The sequence below is a fragment of the Sphingomonas ginkgonis genome (genome assembly GCF_003970925.1).
Lineage (GTDB): Bacteria > Pseudomonadota > Alphaproteobacteria > Sphingomonadales > Sphingomonadaceae > Sphingomicrobium > Sphingomicrobium ginkgonis.
Genome location: NZ_RWJF01000001.1, coordinates 2,148,094 through 2,164,534 on the forward strand (window position 1 = coordinate 2,148,094; position 16,441 = coordinate 2,164,534).

At 67.6% G+C, this 16,441-nt stretch carries 13 protein-coding genes and 1 tRNA gene; 6 read left to right on the top strand and 8 right to left on the bottom strand.

Features of this window, described 5'->3' with window-relative positions; translation table 11 throughout:
- Nucleotides 1-19 precede the first annotated feature (19 nt).
- A complete protein-coding gene (locus HMF7854_RS10495; protein ID WP_221766431.1) occupies nucleotides 20-988 on the top strand; it encodes an alpha/beta hydrolase in 969 nt (322 codons plus the stop codon).
- Nucleotides 989-1,103: 115 nt separating this feature from the next.
- Nucleotides 1,104-1,349 (top strand): YgaP family membrane protein, encoded by a 246-nt coding sequence (locus HMF7854_RS15800; RefSeq protein ID WP_185829248.1) that lies wholly within the window; start codon nucleotides 1,104-1,106, stop codon nucleotides 1,347-1,349.
- Nucleotides 1,350-1,364: 15 nt separating this feature from the next.
- On the opposite strand, the gene HMF7854_RS10505 is transcribed toward HMF7854_RS15800, so the two are convergent.
- Nucleotides 1,365-2,204, bottom strand: a complete 840-nt coding sequence (locus tag HMF7854_RS10505) for an EAL domain-containing protein (protein ID WP_126719048.1) — start codon at nucleotides 2,202-2,204, stop codon at nucleotides 1,365-1,367.
- A gap of 146 nt (nucleotides 2,205-2,350) precedes the next feature.
- Here HMF7854_RS10505 and HMF7854_RS10510 point away from each other — a divergent pair, with 146 nt between their 5' ends.
- Together HMF7854_RS10510 and HMF7854_RS10515 are read left to right on the top strand one after the other, a co-directional pair.
- Entirely contained in the window at nucleotides 2,351-3,142 is a 792-nt protein-coding gene (locus tag HMF7854_RS10510; protein ID WP_126720175.1) for an NAD kinase, read from the top strand.
- Nucleotides 3,143-3,200: 58 nt separating this feature from the next.
- Nucleotides 3,201-3,275: transfer RNA gene (locus tag HMF7854_RS10515), tRNA-Asn, on the top strand.
- A 222-nt stretch (nucleotides 3,276-3,497) separates the two neighbouring features.
- On the opposite strand, the gene putA is transcribed toward HMF7854_RS10515, so the two are convergent.
- From putA to HMF7854_RS15805, 5 genes are all read right to left on the bottom strand, one after another.
- The gene (gene putA / locus HMF7854_RS10520) at nucleotides 3,498-6,611 is read right to left on the bottom strand and encodes a bifunctional proline dehydrogenase/L-glutamate gamma-semialdehyde dehydrogenase PutA (RefSeq protein WP_239016936.1); all 3,114 of its coding nucleotides are present in this window, start codon (nucleotides 6,609-6,611) and stop codon (nucleotides 3,498-3,500) included.
- Nucleotides 6,612-6,737: 126 nt separating this feature from the next.
- On the bottom strand, nucleotides 6,738-9,491 hold the full coding sequence (secA, locus tag HMF7854_RS10525) for a preprotein translocase subunit SecA (protein ID WP_126719050.1): 2,754 nt from the start codon (nucleotides 9,489-9,491) through the stop codon (nucleotides 6,738-6,740).
- Between the two features lie 196 nt (nucleotides 9,492-9,687).
- Nucleotides 9,688-11,910 (bottom strand): catalase/peroxidase HPI, encoded by a 2,223-nt coding sequence (gene katG / locus HMF7854_RS10530; protein WP_126719051.1) that lies wholly within the window; start codon nucleotides 11,908-11,910, stop codon nucleotides 9,688-9,690.
- A 141-nt stretch (nucleotides 11,911-12,051) separates the two neighbouring features.
- Nucleotides 12,052-12,618 (bottom strand): CDP-diacylglycerol--glycerol-3-phosphate 3-phosphatidyltransferase, encoded by a 567-nt coding sequence (pgsA, locus tag HMF7854_RS10535; RefSeq protein WP_126719052.1) that lies wholly within the window; start codon nucleotides 12,616-12,618, stop codon nucleotides 12,052-12,054.
- Between the two features lie 39 nt (nucleotides 12,619-12,657).
- The gene (locus tag HMF7854_RS15805) at nucleotides 12,658-12,828 is read right to left on the bottom strand and encodes a hypothetical protein (protein ID WP_185829249.1); all 171 of its coding nucleotides are present in this window, start codon (nucleotides 12,826-12,828) and stop codon (nucleotides 12,658-12,660) included.
- A gap of 187 nt (nucleotides 12,829-13,015) precedes the next feature.
- Between HMF7854_RS15805 and HMF7854_RS10540 the strand changes: the two genes are divergently transcribed.
- Complete coding sequence (locus HMF7854_RS10540; protein WP_126719053.1) at nucleotides 13,016-13,213, top strand: hypothetical protein; 198 nt, start codon at nucleotides 13,016-13,018, stop codon at nucleotides 13,211-13,213.
- Nucleotides 13,214-13,284: 71 nt separating this feature from the next.
- The gene (locus HMF7854_RS10545) at nucleotides 13,285-14,556 is read left to right on the top strand and encodes an MFS transporter (protein WP_126720176.1); all 1,272 of its coding nucleotides are present in this window, start codon (nucleotides 13,285-13,287) and stop codon (nucleotides 14,554-14,556) included.
- A gap of 4 nt (nucleotides 14,557-14,560) precedes the next feature.
- Here HMF7854_RS10545 and HMF7854_RS10550 read toward each other — a convergent pair whose 3' ends face one another.
- On the bottom strand, nucleotides 14,561-14,749 hold the full coding sequence (locus HMF7854_RS10550; protein ID WP_126719054.1) for a hypothetical protein: 189 nt from the start codon (nucleotides 14,747-14,749) through the stop codon (nucleotides 14,561-14,563).
- Nucleotides 14,750-14,806: 57 nt separating this feature from the next.
- A complete protein-coding gene (locus HMF7854_RS10555; protein WP_126719055.1) occupies nucleotides 14,807-16,387 on the bottom strand; it encodes a putative bifunctional diguanylate cyclase/phosphodiesterase in 1,581 nt (526 codons plus the stop codon).
- Nucleotides 16,388-16,441 lie beyond the last annotated feature (54 nt).

Here is a 16,441-nt window from a genome sequence, read left to right on the forward strand (position 1 = left end):
TCGAGCCGGGGAGGTGGCGTTGCGTTCGTTGATGGTGGTGCTTGCGCTGGCGTTCGGTCTCCTGTGCCCAGGCCCGCTACGGGCGGAGAACCCCCGCGTACCCGGCCCGTGGCGCCCCGCGACGGGGCTGGTCCAGGTGCCGATCTGGCCGCACGGCGCACCCGACATGGCGGACTGGAAGCAACCTCCCGAGACGGTCGAAGTCAACGACACCACCGCGACCCTCGGCCACCGCTCGGAAGCCGCGTGGGACGTGCGCGACCCGACCATGACCGTCTACCCGCCCAAGGGGCGAAACAGCGGGGCAGCCATCGTGGTGTTCCCCGGCGGCGGGTTCCAGGCAGTGGTGGTCACGCTCGAAGGCACCGAGATCTGCGACTGGGTGACTGCGCACGGCATGACCTGCATCCTGTCCAAGTACCGGGTGCCGGGAACGAATCACTACTGGAACGCGGCCTGCAACTGCCACGTCAGCCCGCCCGTCCCGCGCGCACTGCAAGATGCGCAGAGGACGATCCGGCTGGTCAGGTCGCGCGCGGCCGCGCTCGGCGTCGACCCCAAGCGAATCGGCGTGATGGGGTTCTCGGCGGGCGGCTACCTCGTCGCGCAGACCAGCAACATTTTCGCGCCCTCCTATCGTCCCGTCGACGCGATCGACCGGGTCAGCAGCCGTCCCGACTTCGCCATCGCGCTCTACCCGGGCCACCTCTGCCGGGAGGGTGGGAAGTTCGACCCGTCGATCCACGTCGGCAAGACCGCGCCGCCGACCTTCCTCGTCCAGGCGTGGGACGACCCCGTCGACGAGATCTGCAACAGCACCATGTACGCGCGCGCGCTCGATGCCGCTGGCGTGCCGAGCGAGGTTCATCTCTTCGCGCACGGTGGCCATGCCTTCGCCCTTCGCAAGGCGGGCGAGCCGGTCGGTCGCTGGCCGTCGCTGCTGCTCGCCTGGCTCGGCGAGATGCACATCGTTCCGCCGTCACGCTGAGCTGGCAGCGGCCGAAAGCCGTCAAATCTTGCGGCCGCTGCCGCTTTGCCCGATAAGCGACTCAGTGGCGTTTGGCGGCGCGGTTGCGACCGTGCCTCGGCAAGGGGAAGATGCCATGCTCAAGAATGTCGGACCGGAAGACCGCCTGGTGCGGGTCGTCGTCGCGCTAGTGCTCGCCGCGCTCATCTACCTCGTCCCGATCACCGGCACCGCAGCGCTCCTCACCGGGCTGGTCGCGGCCGTGCTGCTGGTCACCGGGCTGCTTGCGCGCTGCCCGGCCTACAAGCTGATCGGGGTCGACACCTCGATCCAGGAACAGCCCTACTCGACGACGGACGAGCGGGCCGGCTTCCGCAACTGACGGGCGCGGCCGGGGCTAGGCGGCGCAGGCCGCTTCGGCCCGGCCGGCCTCGATGAAGAAGAGCAGTTCCTCTTCGCTCAGCGGGACGGCGCCTAGGAAGCCCTGGTAAAGATCGCAGCCCCACTCGGCAAGCAGGCCGAGTTGCGCTTCGCTTTCAACGCCTTCCACGACGACACTCAGATTGAGTTCGCGCGCGAGACGGATCATCGCTTTGACCACGATCCGGTCACGGCTGCCGCCGACAATGTCGCGGATCAGCCCGCGGTCGATCTTAATCGTGTCGAGTGGAAGCGAGCTGAGATAGGCGAGGCTGGAATAGCCCGTCCCGAAGTCGTCGATCGCAATCCGCACCCCGGCGGCGCGTAGCTGCGCGAGACGGGCCGACGCGGCGATCCGGTCATCGACCAGGCTTCCCTCGGTGATCTCCATCGTCAGCCGGGCGGGCGGCAGCTCCGCCTCGCCGAGCTGCGCCAGCAGCCAGCGCTCGAACCCCGGCCGGGCCACGTCCTGCGGCAGGAGGTTGAGCGAAAGGCGCAGCTCCGCCATCGGCCCGGCCCAGCCGGCCACCGTCTGGATCGCTTTGCGCTGGATGTGGCGCGACAGCCGCTCGGCCAGCCCGGCGCGCTCGGCGCGCGCGAACAGCTGCTCGGGCCGCGGCTCCCCGGCCCACCGCGCGAGCGCCTCCACGGCGACGATGCGGCCGGTGGCGGGGACGATCTGCGGCTGAAAGAGGATGGTGATCTCGTCCGCCGCGATGGCACGCGCGAGCGCCGCGTCGGGCCCTCTCACCTCGACGGTCGTCACGGTTCGGTCGGACTCCCGGTCCTTCCGCCACTGCCTCTTCCACGCGAACATGGGGACCTCCTAGAAGAGCCGCTCCGGTGTCGTCTGCGGCGCATTCGGCGTTGCTCCGGAACGGGACAGTGGTCTCGTTCGTCCCCTTGGCCTAAGATGCCGGGCGAAAGGAGCCGCGCGTGACGATCCAGGGGGCTGCGCCGACCATGACGGCCGACCGCGACCTCGCGCGGCTGGGGGTCGGGCTGGTTTCCTCCTACACCGAAGCGGCGCGCGCCGCGGAGGAGCTGCTCCGCCGCCGCTATCATTGGGCGGACGCGGCCGAGGCGGAGACGCTGGTCGCGCTCGGCGGCGACGGCTTCATGCTGCACACGCTCCACGACATGCTCGATCTCGGCCACCCTCGGCCGGTGTTCGGAATGAACCGCGGAACGGTCGGCTTCCTGATGAACGAATGGCGGATGGACCGGCTCGCCGAGCGGATCGCCGGGGCCAAGCCGATCCACGTCGCGCCATTGATCATGAAGGCTACCTGCGTCGACGGGAACACGCACAGCCATGCCGCGATCAACGAGGTCTCGCTACTCCGCGAGACCCGCAACACCGCCAAGATCGAGGTCAGCGTCAACGGCCGCGTCGCGCTGCCCGAGCTGGTGGCGGACGGCGTCCTGGTGGCGACGCCGGCGGGCTCGACCGCCTACAACCTCTCCGCGCATGGACCGATCCTGCCGCTGCAGGCGCGGATGCTAGCGCTCACCCCGATCAGCCCGTTCCGTCCCCGCCGCTGGTCGGGCGCGATCCTGCCCGACGACACGCGGATCCACTTCCGGGTGCTCGACGCCGGGCAGCGCAGCGTCTCGGCGGTCGCCGACCAGTTCGAGGTGCGCGACGTCGCCACCGTCGAGGTCAGCCTCGACCGAAGCGCCTCGCTGACCCTGTTGTTCGACCCCGAGCACGCGCTCGACGAGCGGATCGCGATGGAGCAATTCGCCACGTGAGGTCTTGCCAAGGCAAATCCGCTAGGCCATAGGCGCGCTCGTTCGAAAGACACGCTGTTCCCCGATAGCTCAGCGGTAGAGTAGGTGACTGTTAATCACTTGGTCGTTGGTTCGAATCCAACTCGGGGAGCCACTTTTTCCACCATCGTCCAGATTGCTGCCGACTAAGCTCGGCCATGCTGTGCTTCGGCCCACCGGCCGCGGATAGTGGATATGAACCCAGCAGTCGCGCCGCCCCCTCGCAGCCTGTCGCGATCAGCTGCCACGATTGATCGTGGCTCTACGAGAAACGCTTGCGAGAGTTTCCACCGCCAGATCGAGGCCTTGTGAGAGGCCCGGCAATCTCGACTAATGCCTAGTCGATCTCCGCCATCAGCGTCGCGTTGCCGCCGGCCGCCGTCGTATCGATGCAGGTGACGCGCTCGGTCGCGAAGCGCGCGACATAATGGGGGCCGCCGGCCTTGGGACCGGTGCCACTGAGCCCTTCTCCGCCGAACGGCTGGCTTTCCACCACCGCGCCGATCTGGTTACGGTTGACGTAGAGGTTGCCGACGCGGGCCCGCCGCTCGACCTGATCGCGGACCGTGTCAATCCGGCTCTGGAGGCCCAACGTCAGGCCAAAGCCGGTCGCGTTCACCTGGTCCACCACCGTGTCGAGCCCGCCCGCGGGAAATCGGATGACGTGGAGGATCGGGCCGAAATTCTCGGCGGACAAGTCGCTTAGCGAGCGGATCTCGTACATGGCGGGAGGCACGAAGCTGCCCTTCGCGGCCTCCTCCGGCAGCGTCATCCGAATCAGCTTGCGGGCATTGCCGTCGAGCCATGCGAGGTGCGCGTCGAGCGATCCCCTCGCCTCCTCGTCGATCACCGGTCCGACGTCGGTGCGGAGGTCGGCGGGGTCGCCGATGCGAAGCGCCTCCATCGCGCCGCCGATCATCCGGGTCATGCCATCGGCGACGTCTTCCTGAACGAACAGCACGCGGAGGGCCGAGCAGCGCTGTCCGGCCGACTGGAAGGCCGAGGCGACGACGTCGCGGGTGACCTGCTCGGGCAGTGCCGAGCTGTCGACGATCATCGCGTTCTGGCCTCCGGTCTCGGCGATTAGCGGGACGATCGCGCCGTCGCGCTCCGCCAGCGTGCGGTTGATTGCCTTGGCGGTCGCGGTCGAGCCGGTGAACGCCACGCCGGCGATCGCCGGATGGGCGACCAGCGCGGCGCCGACCTTGCCGTCGCCGGGCACCAGCTGGACGACCTCGCGCGGGATGCCGGCTTCGTGCATCAGGCGGACCGCCAGCGCGCCGATCAGCGGAGTCTGCTCGGCCGGCTTGGCCAGCGTGGCATTGCCGGCCGCGAGCGCGGCGGCAACCGGTCCCGTGAAGATAGCGAGCGGGAAGTTCCAGGGCGAGATGCAGGCGAACACCCCGCGGCCATGGAGCTTCAGCACGTTGCGCTCGCCGGTCGGCCCGGGCAGCACGGTGCCGCGGGTGAACTGGCGGCGCGCCTCGCCGGCATAGTAGCGGAGGAAGTCGACTGCCTCGCGCACCTCGAGCACCGCGTCGACCAAGGTCTTGCCGGCCTCGCGCACGCACAGGCTGTAGAATTCCTCGCGATGGTCCTCGAACAGGTCGGCCGTGCGGTCGAGCAGGCGCCCCCGCGCCTCCCCGCCGAGCGCATCCCAGGCGGGCTGCGCTTGGTCTGCAGCGCGGGCGGCGGCGTCGAGACCGTCGACCGTGGCGTTGCGGACCTCGCCGATGGTGATCGAGCGGTCCGTCGGCGAGCGGATCGCCTCTCCAGCCGCCGCCTGACCGAGCGTAGGCTCGGCGGTCCAGCGCCGCTGGCTGAGGTCGGCGAGGCGGCGCATCAGCGGCTCGCGGACGAGCGGGTCGGACAGGTCGCAGCCGCTGCTGTTGCGGCGCGTGGTCCCGAACATCTCGCCGGGTAGCGGGATCGCGGGGTTGCGCCGCGGCGTCATGGCGTCGAGCTGCGCGACCGGATCGCGGACGAGATCGTCGAGCGGCACGTCCTCGTCGGCGATGCGATTGACGAAGCTCGAATTGGCGCCGTTCTCGAGCAGGCGGCGCACGAGGTAGGCGAGCAGGTCCTTGTGGCTGCCGACCGGCGCATAGATGCGCACGGGGGTCTGCGGCTCGCCCATCGCGCGCTCATGCTCGGCGAGCCCGGCGTAGAGCCCCTCGCCCATGCCGTGTAGGCGCTGGAACTCGAAATGGCTGTTGTGCCCGGCCATCGCCTTGATCGCACCGATGGTGTTGGCGTTGTGCGTGGCGAAGGCGGGATAGAGGCAGTCGCTGGCAGCCAGCATCCGCTTGGCGCAGGCAAGGTATGAGACGTCGGTCGCAACCTTGCGGGTGAAGACGGGGTAGTCCTCGAGTCCGGCGACCTGCGCCATCTTCACTTCGCTGTCCCAGTAGGCGCCCTTGACCAGCCGGACCATCAGCTTGCGGCCGTGGGTGCGGGCGAGATCGATGACCCAGTCGACCAGTGGAACGGCGCGCTTCTGATAGGCCTGGAGCGCGATCCCGAGCCCCGCCCAGCCGTTGGCGAACAGCGCGTCCTCGCGGACCATCGCTTCGAGCATGTCCATCTGCAGCTCGAGCCGATCGGCCTCCTCGGCGTCGATGGTGAGGTGGATGTCGGCCGCGCTGGCGGTCCGGGCAAGGTCGAGCAGGATGGGAAGTATGTGCGCCTTGGCCTCGTCGGCGCGGAGGAAGTCGTAGCGCGGGTGAAGCGCAGAGAGCTTCACCGAGATGCCGGGCGACATGACCATGCCGCCCTTGGCCTCGCGGGCGATGCGGGCGAGCGCGCTGCGGTAGCTCACGGCGTAGCGCTCCGCGTCCTCGAAGGTGCGGGCCGCCTCGCCGAGCATGTCGAAGCTGTGGCTGAGCCCCTTCTTCCGCTCCGGCGCGGCGCGCTCGAGCGCCTCGTCGATCGTGCGGCCGTAGACGAACTGGCCGCCGAGGATCTTCATCGCCTGCCCAACCGCGGTGCGGATCACCGGCTCGCCGAGGCGGCCGACCGCGCGATTGAGCGCGGCGCGCCAATTGGCCGAGCGGTCCTGCGCGCCGTCGAGCACCTTGCCGGTCAGCAGCAGCGAGAAGGTCGCGGCGTTGACGAAGGGCGAGTGGCTGTCGCCCAGCTTCTCCGACCAGTCGGGCCCCGCCAGCTTGTCGCGGATCAGCTCATCGGCGGTGTGGGCGTCGGGGATCCGGAGCAGCGCCTCGGCGAGGCACATGAGGGCAATGCCCTCGTCAGAGCCGAGATCATAAGCGTGCATGAAGGCGTCGAGCCCGGCCGGCTTGTGGCTGCGAACCTTCGACACCAGGGTGCGAGCCACCGCGGACGCCTCGCCATGCTTGCCCGCGGGGAGCCTAGCCTCGGTCAGCCGTTCGGCGACGAGGCTCTCCTCGTCCGCGCGATAGGCGCGACGGACGGCGGTGCGATCGATGGTCATGCTAGCCATTCCTGAGGGTTACACGAGATCGTCATCCCCGCGAAAGCGGGGATCCAGCTCTACCAAGGGTCATATACGAGGCAGCTGGACCCCCGCCTTCGCGGGGGTGACGGCAAACAGAGTCGGTCAGGCCAGCTGGCCGTGGCAATGCTTGAACTTCTTGCCCGACCCGCACGGACAGGGCGCGTTGCGGCTGATCGGTTCGGCCATTGCCCCACCCTCAGCCGCGCCATTCTCCAGCGCCTCGGCCGGCATCGCCGGCTGCGGAATGTTGAGCAGCGGCATGGTCGACAGGATGTTGCCGGTGGCGGCATCGATGTCGGCCGTGTTGTCATCGCCCGACAGCGGGTCGATGTGGCTGGTGATGAAGTCCGGCAGCTGGAAATTCTGCAGCGGCGGCGGCTCGAAGCTCACCTGCGCGCGGCTCAGAACGCGGGTGACGTCCTCGCGGATCGATACCAGCAGCCGCTCGAACAGCAGGAAGGCCTCCTGCTTATATTCGTCGATCGGCTTCTTCTGGGCGTAGCTGCGGAGGTGGATGACCGTGCGCAGCGCGTCGAGCGTCGAGAGATGCTCCTTCCAGAAATGGTCGAGCGTCTGGAGCAGGACCGACTTCTCCACCTCGATCCAGCGGTCGGGCTCGAGCTCCTTGGTCTTCTCGGCCATGTCGGCGTCGGACAGCTGGGTCAGCCGCTCAACCAGCAGCTCCTGCTCGACCGCTTCCTCGTGCATCCAGTCGTCGATCGGGGGCTGGAGATTAAGCAGCTCGTCGACGCTCTCCTTGAGCGCCGGGACGTTCCACTGCTCGGGGTAGGTGCCCTCGGGGCAGAAGGCGTTCACGAGGCCGGTGATCGTCTCGAGCCGCATGTCCTCGACCACGTCGGAGACGGTCTCCGCGTCCATGATGTCGGCGCGCTGCTCGTAGATGACCTTGCGCTGGTCGTTCATCACGTCGTCGAATTCGACGACCTGCTTGCGGATGTCGTAGTTGCGCGCCTCGACCTTGCGCTGCGCCGTCTCGATCGCCTTGGAGATCCAGGGGGAGACGATTGCCTCGCCGTCCTCCAGCTGCTTGTTCATCAGCCGCGCGAACATCGTCTGCGGGCCGAAGATGCGGAGCAGGTCGTCGTCGAGGCTGAGATAGAAGCGCGACAGGCCGGGGTCGCCCTGGCGGCCCGAGCGGCCGCGCAGCTGGTTGTCGATGCGGCGCGACTCGTGTCGTTCGGTGCCGAGCACGAACAGGCCGCCGGCGGCGAGCACCTGCTGCTTCTCGGCGGCGATCTCGCCCCGGATCCGCTCGATTGCGGCGTCGCGCTCGGCCCCCTCGGGCACGTCGCGAAGCTCGTCGCCGACGCGGAACTCGAGGTTGCCGCCGAGCTGGATGTCGGTGCCGCGGCCGGCCATGTTGGTGGCGATGGTCACCGCGCCGAGCCGACCGGCCTGCGCCACGATGTGCGCCTCGCTCTCGTGGAAGCGGGCGTTCAGCACCGCGTGGCGGATGCCCTCGGCCTGGAGATACTCGCTGAGCATTTCGGACTTCTCGATGGAGACGGTGCCGACGAGCACCGGCTGGCCCATGTCCTGGCGCTTCTTGATCTCCTTGGCGATCGCGCCGAACTTGTCGGTGATGTTCTTGTAGAACTCGTCGTCCTCGTCGATCCGCTGCACGGTGACGTGGGTCGGGATCGAAACGACGTTCATCTTGTAGATGTCGAAGAACTCGGGCGCCTCAGTCAGCGCGGTGCCTGTCATGCCCGAGAGCTTCGGATACATGCGGAAATAATTCTGGAAGGTGATCGAGGCGAGCGTCTGGTTCTCCGGCTCGATCTGGACTCCCTCCTTCGCCTCCACCGCCTGGTGGAGCCCGTCCGACCAGCGCCGACCGTCCATCATCCGGCCGGTGAACTCGTCGATGATGACGACCTTCCCCTCCTTGACGATATAGTCGATGTCCCGCTTGAACATGACGTTCGCCTTGAGCGCCTGGTTCAAATGGTGGACGACCTGCGTGTTGGTGATGTCGTAGAGGTTGGCGCCCTCGATCAGCCCGGCGGCCTCAAGCATCCGCTCCGCCTTCTCGGTCCCGTCCTCGGTGAGGACGACGCTCTTCTGCTTCTCGTCCTTCTCATAATCGGTGTCGACGAAAGTCTTCACGATCCCGTCGACCGAGACGTAGAGCTCCGACTTGTCGTCGGTCGGCCCCGAGATGATCAGTGGGGTCCGGGCCTCGTCGATGAGGATCGAGTCCACCTCGTCGACGATGGCGAAGGCGAACGGGCGCTGGACCATCTGATCGCGGCTGTATTTCATGTTGTCGCGCAGATAGTCGAAGCCGAGCTCGTTGTTCGTCGCGTAGGTGATGTCGCTGTGGTAGGCGTCGCGCCGCTCCTGGTCGGAGAGGTTGGGGACGATCACTCCGACGGTCAGTCCGAGGAAGCGGTAGACCTGCCCCATCCACTCGGCGTCGCGGCGGGCGAGATAGTCGTTGACGGTGACGACGTGGACGCCGGTGCCGGGCAGTGCGTTGAGGTAGGTCGCGAGCGTCGCGACGAGCGTCTTGCCCTCGCCGGTGCGCATCTCGGCGATTTCGCCACGATGGAGCGCGATGCCGCCGATCATCTGGACGTCGTAGTGGCGCTGGCCGAGCACCCGCTTGGCCGCCTCGCGAACGGTGGCGAACGCCTCGGGCAGCAGGTCGTCAAGCTTCTCGCCCTGGTCGAGACGCGCGCGGAAGCGCTCGGTCTGACCGCGCAGTTCGTCGTCCGAAAGGGCCGACACGCTCGGCTCGAAGCTGGCGATGGAGTCGACGATCTTGCCCAGCGAGCGGACATAGCGATCGTTCGACGATCCGAAGATACTCTTGGCCAGTGCGGCGAGCATGAATGTTCCCAACGAAGGCCGCGTCGGGGCGAGCGCGCAGGCTCCGCGTCCGGGCGGCGTTTTTACCGAGCCGGCGATGTAGGAGCGGGGTGGTTTCCCGTCAATTGACAGCGGGATGCCGGGACCTCCGGCGATGCCTCGAAGCGACACCCCTCCCCGTCGCGCCGCGGCGACAGGGAGGGGATGCCGCGAGGCCCTAGGCGGCGACGTCTCGCGACTGGGCGTCGGCCGGCAGCAGGTCGAAGCGGTCGGCGTTCATCACCTTGGTCCAGACCTTGACGAAGTCGCGGACGAACTTCTCCTCGTTGCCGCGCTCGGCATAGACTTCGGCGGTGGCACGCAGCTGGCTGTTCGACCCGAAGATGAGGTCGGTGCGGGTCGCCCGCCACTTCTCCTGGTTGCCGCCGCGGTCATAGCCGATGAACTCCTCGTCGCCGCTCTCGTCGACCACCTTCCAGAAGGTGTCGTTGTCGAGCAGGTTGACGAAGAAGTCGTTGGTGAGCTGGCCCTTGCGGTTGGTCAGCACGCCCTCCGGCCGGTCCTGGTAGTTGGCGCCGAGCACGCGGAGTCCGCCGACCAGCACCGTCATCTCGGGGACCGACAGGCCCAGCAGCGAGGCCTTGTCGAGCAGCAGCTCCTCGGTCTTCACGCTGTGCTTGGTCTTGAGATAGTTGCGGAAGCCGTCGGCGAGCGGCTCCATCACCGCGAAGCTCTCGGCGTCGGTCCACTCCTGGGTGGCATCGCCGCGGCCGCCGGTGAACGGGACGTCGACGCTGAAGCCGGCATCCTTCGCCGCCTTCTCTACCGCCGCCGTTCCGGCGAGCACGATCGCGTCCGCCATCGACAGGCCGCCGCGCAGCTCGTCGATCTTGGCCAGCACCCGGCCCAGCTCCTCCGGCTCGTTGACCGCCCAGCCGCGCTGCGGCTCGAGGCGGATTCGCGCACCGTTGGCGCCGCCGCGATGGTCCGACTTGCGGTAGGTGGAGGCCGAGGACCAAGCCGCCTTGACCAGCTGCCCGACGCTGAACCCCGCATCGAGGATCTTCGCCTTGAAGCCGGACACGTCGCCGTCGGCCGGCTTGCTGCCGGCCGGCACCGGGTCCTGCCAAATCAGGTCCTCGCCCGGCACCTCCGGCCCGAGGTAACGGACCTTGGGCCCCATGTCGCGGTGGGTGAGCTTGAACCAGGCCCGCGCGAAAGCATCCTTGAACGCCTCATGGTCGTTGCGGAACTTCTCCGAGATGGCCCGGAACTCGGGATCGACCTTAAGTGCCATGTCGGCGGTGGTCATCATCGTCGGGACCTTCTTGGAAGGGTCGTGCGCCGCCGGCGCCATGTCCTCTTCCCTCTGGTTGACCGGCTGCCACTGCTTGGCCCCTGCCGGGCTCCGCACCAGCTCGTACTCATAGTCGAGCAGCAGCCGGAAATAGTTCTCGGACCACTCGGTCGGCGTGTTGACCCAGGCGCCCTCGATTCCGCTGGTGATGGTGTGCTCGCCGATCCCAGTTTCGTGGCCGCTAGCCCAGCCGAGGCCCTGGAGCGAGATGTCCGCCCCCTCCGGCGCATCGCCGACGAGGCTCGCGTCGCCCGCGCCGTGCGCCTTGCCAAAGGTGTGTCCGCCGGCGGTGAGCGCGACCGTCTCCTCATGGTTCATCGCCATGCGCTCGAAGGTCTCCTTGATGTCGCGCGCCGACTGCAAGGCATCCGGGTTGCCGCCCGGCCCTTCGGGATTGACGTAGATGAGGCCCATCTGGATCGCCGCGAGCGGCCGCTCGAGTTCGAGCTCCTCCTCCGGCATGATGCGGGTCTTGTTGTCGGGATGGCCGACGAACTGCTCCTCCGAGCCCCAGTAGATGTCGCGCTCGGGCTCGAACACGTCGCGGCGCCCGCCGCCGAAGCCGAACACCGGGCCGCCCATGGTCTCGATCGCGACGTTGCCGGTGAGGATGAACAGGTCGGCCCAGCTGATGTTCTTGCCGTACTTCTGCTTAATCGGCCACAGCAAGCGGCGGGCCTTGTCGAGGTTGCCGTTGTCCGGCCAGCTGTTGAGCGGGGCGAAGCGCTGCTGCCCGCTGTTGGCGCCGCCCCGCCCATCAGCGGTGCGATAGGTGCCCGCGGCGTGCCAGGCCATGCGGATGAAGAAGGGACCGTAGTTGCCATAGTCAGCCGGCCACCACGGCTGGCTGTCGGTCATCAGCGCCTTGAGGTCGGCCTTCAACGCATTGTAGTCGAGCGCGTTGAACGCCTCGGCATAATCGAAGTCCTCGCCCATCGGGTCGGGCGAGCCGCCATGCTGGCCGAGAACCTCGAGCGGCAGCTGATCCGGCCACCAGTCCTTGTTCTGCCGTCCCAGCAGCGACCGAACCGTACTCGGCTTGTCCATCGGGCAACCGCCCATCTCGCCAGTCTTCGCGTCCATCGTCTCTCGCCTTTCCTCTCCGAGCGGATCGGCGACGGCCTTACGGCGCGTCGCCAAGCGACGGAAACGATTAAAGTCGGTCAGAGATGTCGATATTTCCGATTAGCCGAATGCGCAGGGCGAGCGTTGGAGCCTGTTCGGCTAGTCCATGTGGCGGATGCCGGTCCTCAGATAATCCCACCCGGTGACGAGGGTCAGCAGGGCCGCCGCCCACAGGCAGCCGAGTCCCGTCCAGTGAACCCACGACTGGCTCGGGAACGCCCCGCCGAGGATCAGCCCGCCCAGCGCTACCAGCTGAAAGGTGGTCTTCCACTTGGCCAGCTTGCTGACCGGCACCGACACGTTCAGCGGGGCGAGATACTCGCGCAGCCCCGAGACGATGATCTCGCGCAGAAGGATGATCAGCGCGGCGAGGATGTGCATCCCGGCGATCTCCGGCTCGGGGTTCGCCTTGCGGCTCGACACCAGCATCATCAGCACCGCCGCGACCATGATCTTGTCGGCGATCGGGTCGAGAAACTGGCCGAGCCGGCTGGTCAGTCCCTGCGCTCGGGCCAGATAGCCGTCGAAATAGTCGGTGATCCCGACCACGCAGTAGAGCACGAAGGTGATCGCATAATCGATCGGCGCGGGCCGCCACAGCAGGAAGACGAGGATCGGTACCGCCAGGATCCGCGACAGGGTCAGCAGGTTCGGCAGCGTCAGCATCGGCGCCGATGGATAGCGCGGCCGCGCGCTTATGCAATGTCAGGCGGCGATCGGTCGTTCCGGCCGTCCGAGCAGCGCCTCGATAAGCGGCGAACCCGGGCCCGAGCTGGCGACGATCGCGTCGATCAGCCGCTGCTGCTCGAGCGTCACCGACGTAGCCGCGGCGACGGCACGGACGGACTCAGGCGAACTGGGCAGATCGGACCACATGGACGTGTCGACACTCCTTACCCGCAGCCAACGCGGGGTCGGCAAGATCGGTTTCGAACCGCGATGCACTTTCCCGCGAGGGTAGGCCGAAAAGAAACGCAACTGACCGTTTTCACGGTGTTTTCCTGATCCAGGTTATGACATGATCAAGCGAATTGCCGGATCATTGCCGTTCAGGAGAGAGGCGATGGACTCGTTCGAGCTGAGTTACCTGAGGAGCTGCGAGCAACGGGAGCGGGCCGCCGCGAAGCTGGCCCGGAGCGAGGAGGCACGGCGCCACCATCGCCAGGTTGCCGCGGTGTTCAGCGAGCGGATCGCCCGGCTCGAGCGGTCGGCGGCAGCACCCGCCAAGATCCCGGCACAGCGGGCCCACTCGCCGCTTTAGATTTTGCGTGGCCGGCAAAGCTGGCTATGGACCGGCCCTGTGAAACGTGACTCCGGCGCCGTAACGCCTTGATCCAGAACAGTCTGCACCTGATGCGCGCGCGGCGGTTCGTGCCGCTGTTCGCGACCCAGGCCCTCGGCGCCTTCAACGACAGCCTGTTCAAGCAGGCGGTCGTGCTGTTCGTCACCTATCAGCTCTATTCGGACGCGACGAAGGAGTTCCAGTTCAGCGCCATCGCGCAGGGCCTGTTCATCCTCCCCTTCTTCCTCTTCTCCGCGCTCGCCGGGCAGCTCGCCGACGACCATGACAAGGCCAAGCTGATCCGCATCATCAAGACCGCGGAAATTGGCATCATGCTGGTCGGGGCGGCCGGAATTCTGCTCGCCAGCATCCCACTGATGCTCGCCGCGGTGTTCGCCATGGGCGTCCACTCGACCTTCTTCGGCCCGATCAAATATGCGATCCTGCCCCAGCACCTCGAGCGCGACGAAGTGCTCGGCGGCACCGGGCTGGTCGAGGCCGGAACCTATCTCGCCATCCTGTTCGGGACGATCCTCGCCGGCGTTCTCGCGGCCCGCTCGCAGGTGGCGGCGATCGCCGTGATTGGGTTCGCGTTCCTAGGCCTGCTCGCCGGCCGCCAGGTCCCCCCTGCTCCGCCCCAGGCCGAGCGGATGCAGATCAACTGGCATATCGTCCGCGCCTCGATCCAGCTGGTGAGTGCGACCATGCACATCCGCCGGCTGTTCCTCGCCATCCTCGCGATCAGCTTCTTCTGGGCGATCGGCGCAGTGCTGATCATCATCTTTCCGCCGCTGGTGAAGAATGTGCTGGGCGCCGACGAGCAGGTCGCCAGCCTCTTCATCGCCATCTTCTCTATCGGGATCGCGATCGGCTCGGTGCTGATCAACCGTCTGCTCAAGAGCGAGGTCTCGGCCCGCTACGCGCCGGCGAGCGTCGTCGTGATGGGGGGCTTCGTCCTAATGCTCCACTTCATCGCGCTCGCGTGGGGCAAGCATGCGCAGGAGCTCACCACGCTCGGCAACTTCCTCTCCCATCCGAGCGCGGGGCTGATGATCGCCGCTCTGCTCGGGGTGGCGATCAGCGGCGGCATGTTCGTGGTCCCGCTCTACGCCTTCCTCACCACAACCGTCCCCAAGGCGGAAACGGCGCGCACGGTGGCGGCCAACAACATCGTCAATTCAGGAGCGATGGTGATCGGTTCGGGGCTGGCCTTCGCGCTGAGCAGCGCCGGGGTCGGCCCGACCGGGCAGCTGGTGCTGGTCGCGGCGATGTGCCTAGTGAGCGCCTGGCTCGGCTACAAGCTCCACCTCGCCTGCGACTGAGCGCTCAGGCGAAGAAGATGGTGACGCCAAGGAAGCCGGCGACGAAGGTCATGGCGAACATCTTGAGGTCGGCGGCGAGCGTGTCCGTCGCGGCCCGGGCGGCGCTGGCACCCGCCGTGAAGGCGGAGCCGCGGACGGGAATGCGCCGCCGCCAGATGCTCTGATTGACCCGATTGAACCGTAACGTCGTCACTCGCATACCCAATTCTTAACGCCGTTTTTACCACGGCATCAACGGGTCTGGGCGCAATCAGGCTCCAGCCTGTCCCGCAATGGGAATGACGTTGCTCTCGACGCGGGCGGCGTGGCGCGACTGGAGGAGGTTGGCGGCCGCCTCGGCGTCCATCGGCTTGCCGAAGTACCAGCCCTGGCCGAACTGGCAGCCGAACCCAAGCACCGAGGCGTGGGTCGCGGCGTCCTCGATCCCCTCGACGGTGATCGGGACATCGATCGCGTTGGCGAGGTTGGCGACGGCCCGCACGATCGCCGCCGCCTCGCGGTCGCGCTGCAACTGGCGGACGAAGCTGCGGTCGATCTTGATCACGTCGAACGGAAGCGAGCGAAGGTGCGCGAGGCTGGAGAAGCCGGTCCCAAAGTCGTCGAGCGCCAGCCTAATCCCCTGGTTCTTGAGGCTGGTGACGATCGACCGCGCGAGCTCGAGGTCGGCGAACAGTGAGCTCTCGGTGATCTCGATCACCAGCCGCTCGGGCGGGAAGCCGGTCTCGGTGAGCAGGCGGACGATCTTGTGCGCCAGCCAGAAGTCGGCGAGCTGGGTCGGGCTGATGTTGACGGCGATGCTGATCGCCGGATCCCAGGTCGCCGCCTCGCGCAGCGCCTGGCCGATCACCTGCTCGGACAGGGCACCGATCAGGCCGATTTCCTCGGCGACCGGGATGAAGCTGTCGGGGCCGATTCGGCCGCGGGTCGGATGCTCCCACCGCGCCAGCACCTCGAACCCCTTTATCGCGCCGGTCGCGAGATCGACTTGCGGTTCGAAGAAGGGCACGAACTGGCCCTGGTCGATGCCGAAACGGATGCCCTGCTCGATTTCGCTGTGCGCGATCAGCGCCTGCTCCATGCCGGCGTCGAACCAGATCGGGCGGGCGGAACGGCCGGCGCGGGCGCGGTCGAGCGCGATGTCGGCGCGGCGCAGCAGGTCGGAGACGGAGGCGAGCGGCGGCGCCTGAACGGCGAGCCCGATATAGGCGCCGACCTGAACCAGCCGCTCGTCGAGCTCGAACGGCCGGGTGACCGAGCGGAGCACCGCCTCGGCCAGCGCGTCGGCGATGCTCTTGCCGCGGGCCGGGAGGGTCAGTGCGACGGCGAACTCGTCGCCGCTGATCCGCGCCGCGACGGCGTCGCTCGGCAGCGGCTCACGCAGCGCGGCGCCGATCGAGCGGAGCAGCCCCTCCCCGATCTCGTAGCCGTGACGGTCGCTGATCGCCTTGAAGCGGTGAAGCTGGAGCGAGAGGATGACCACCGAGCGGTTGGCGGCGGCGGCGGCGTGGAACAGCGCCTCGCTGCGATCGGCAAATCCCTTGCGGTTGGCGAGACCGGTGACAAGGTCGGTGACCGCGAGGATCGCCGCTCTTCGCTCCCCGGCGGCGCGCAGCTCGGCCTCGTGCTGGAGATCGACGTAGCGGCGCCAACCGAACAGGATCAGCGCGACGTTGAGCGTCAGCGCAATCATCGTCAGCTTGACCCCCAGCCCGAATTGCTGCCCGACGTTGGACAGGATCAGGTGGAAGAAGCTGCTCCCGTTCCAGATCAGGACCAGCACCGCGCTGATGGTAATGGAGAGGACCAGCAGGTCGCGGTTGGCGGCCGCCACACCGCGCAGCGGTTGCCGGGAGAAAGGCAGCGGGAAGGACCGAGAAGGACGCGA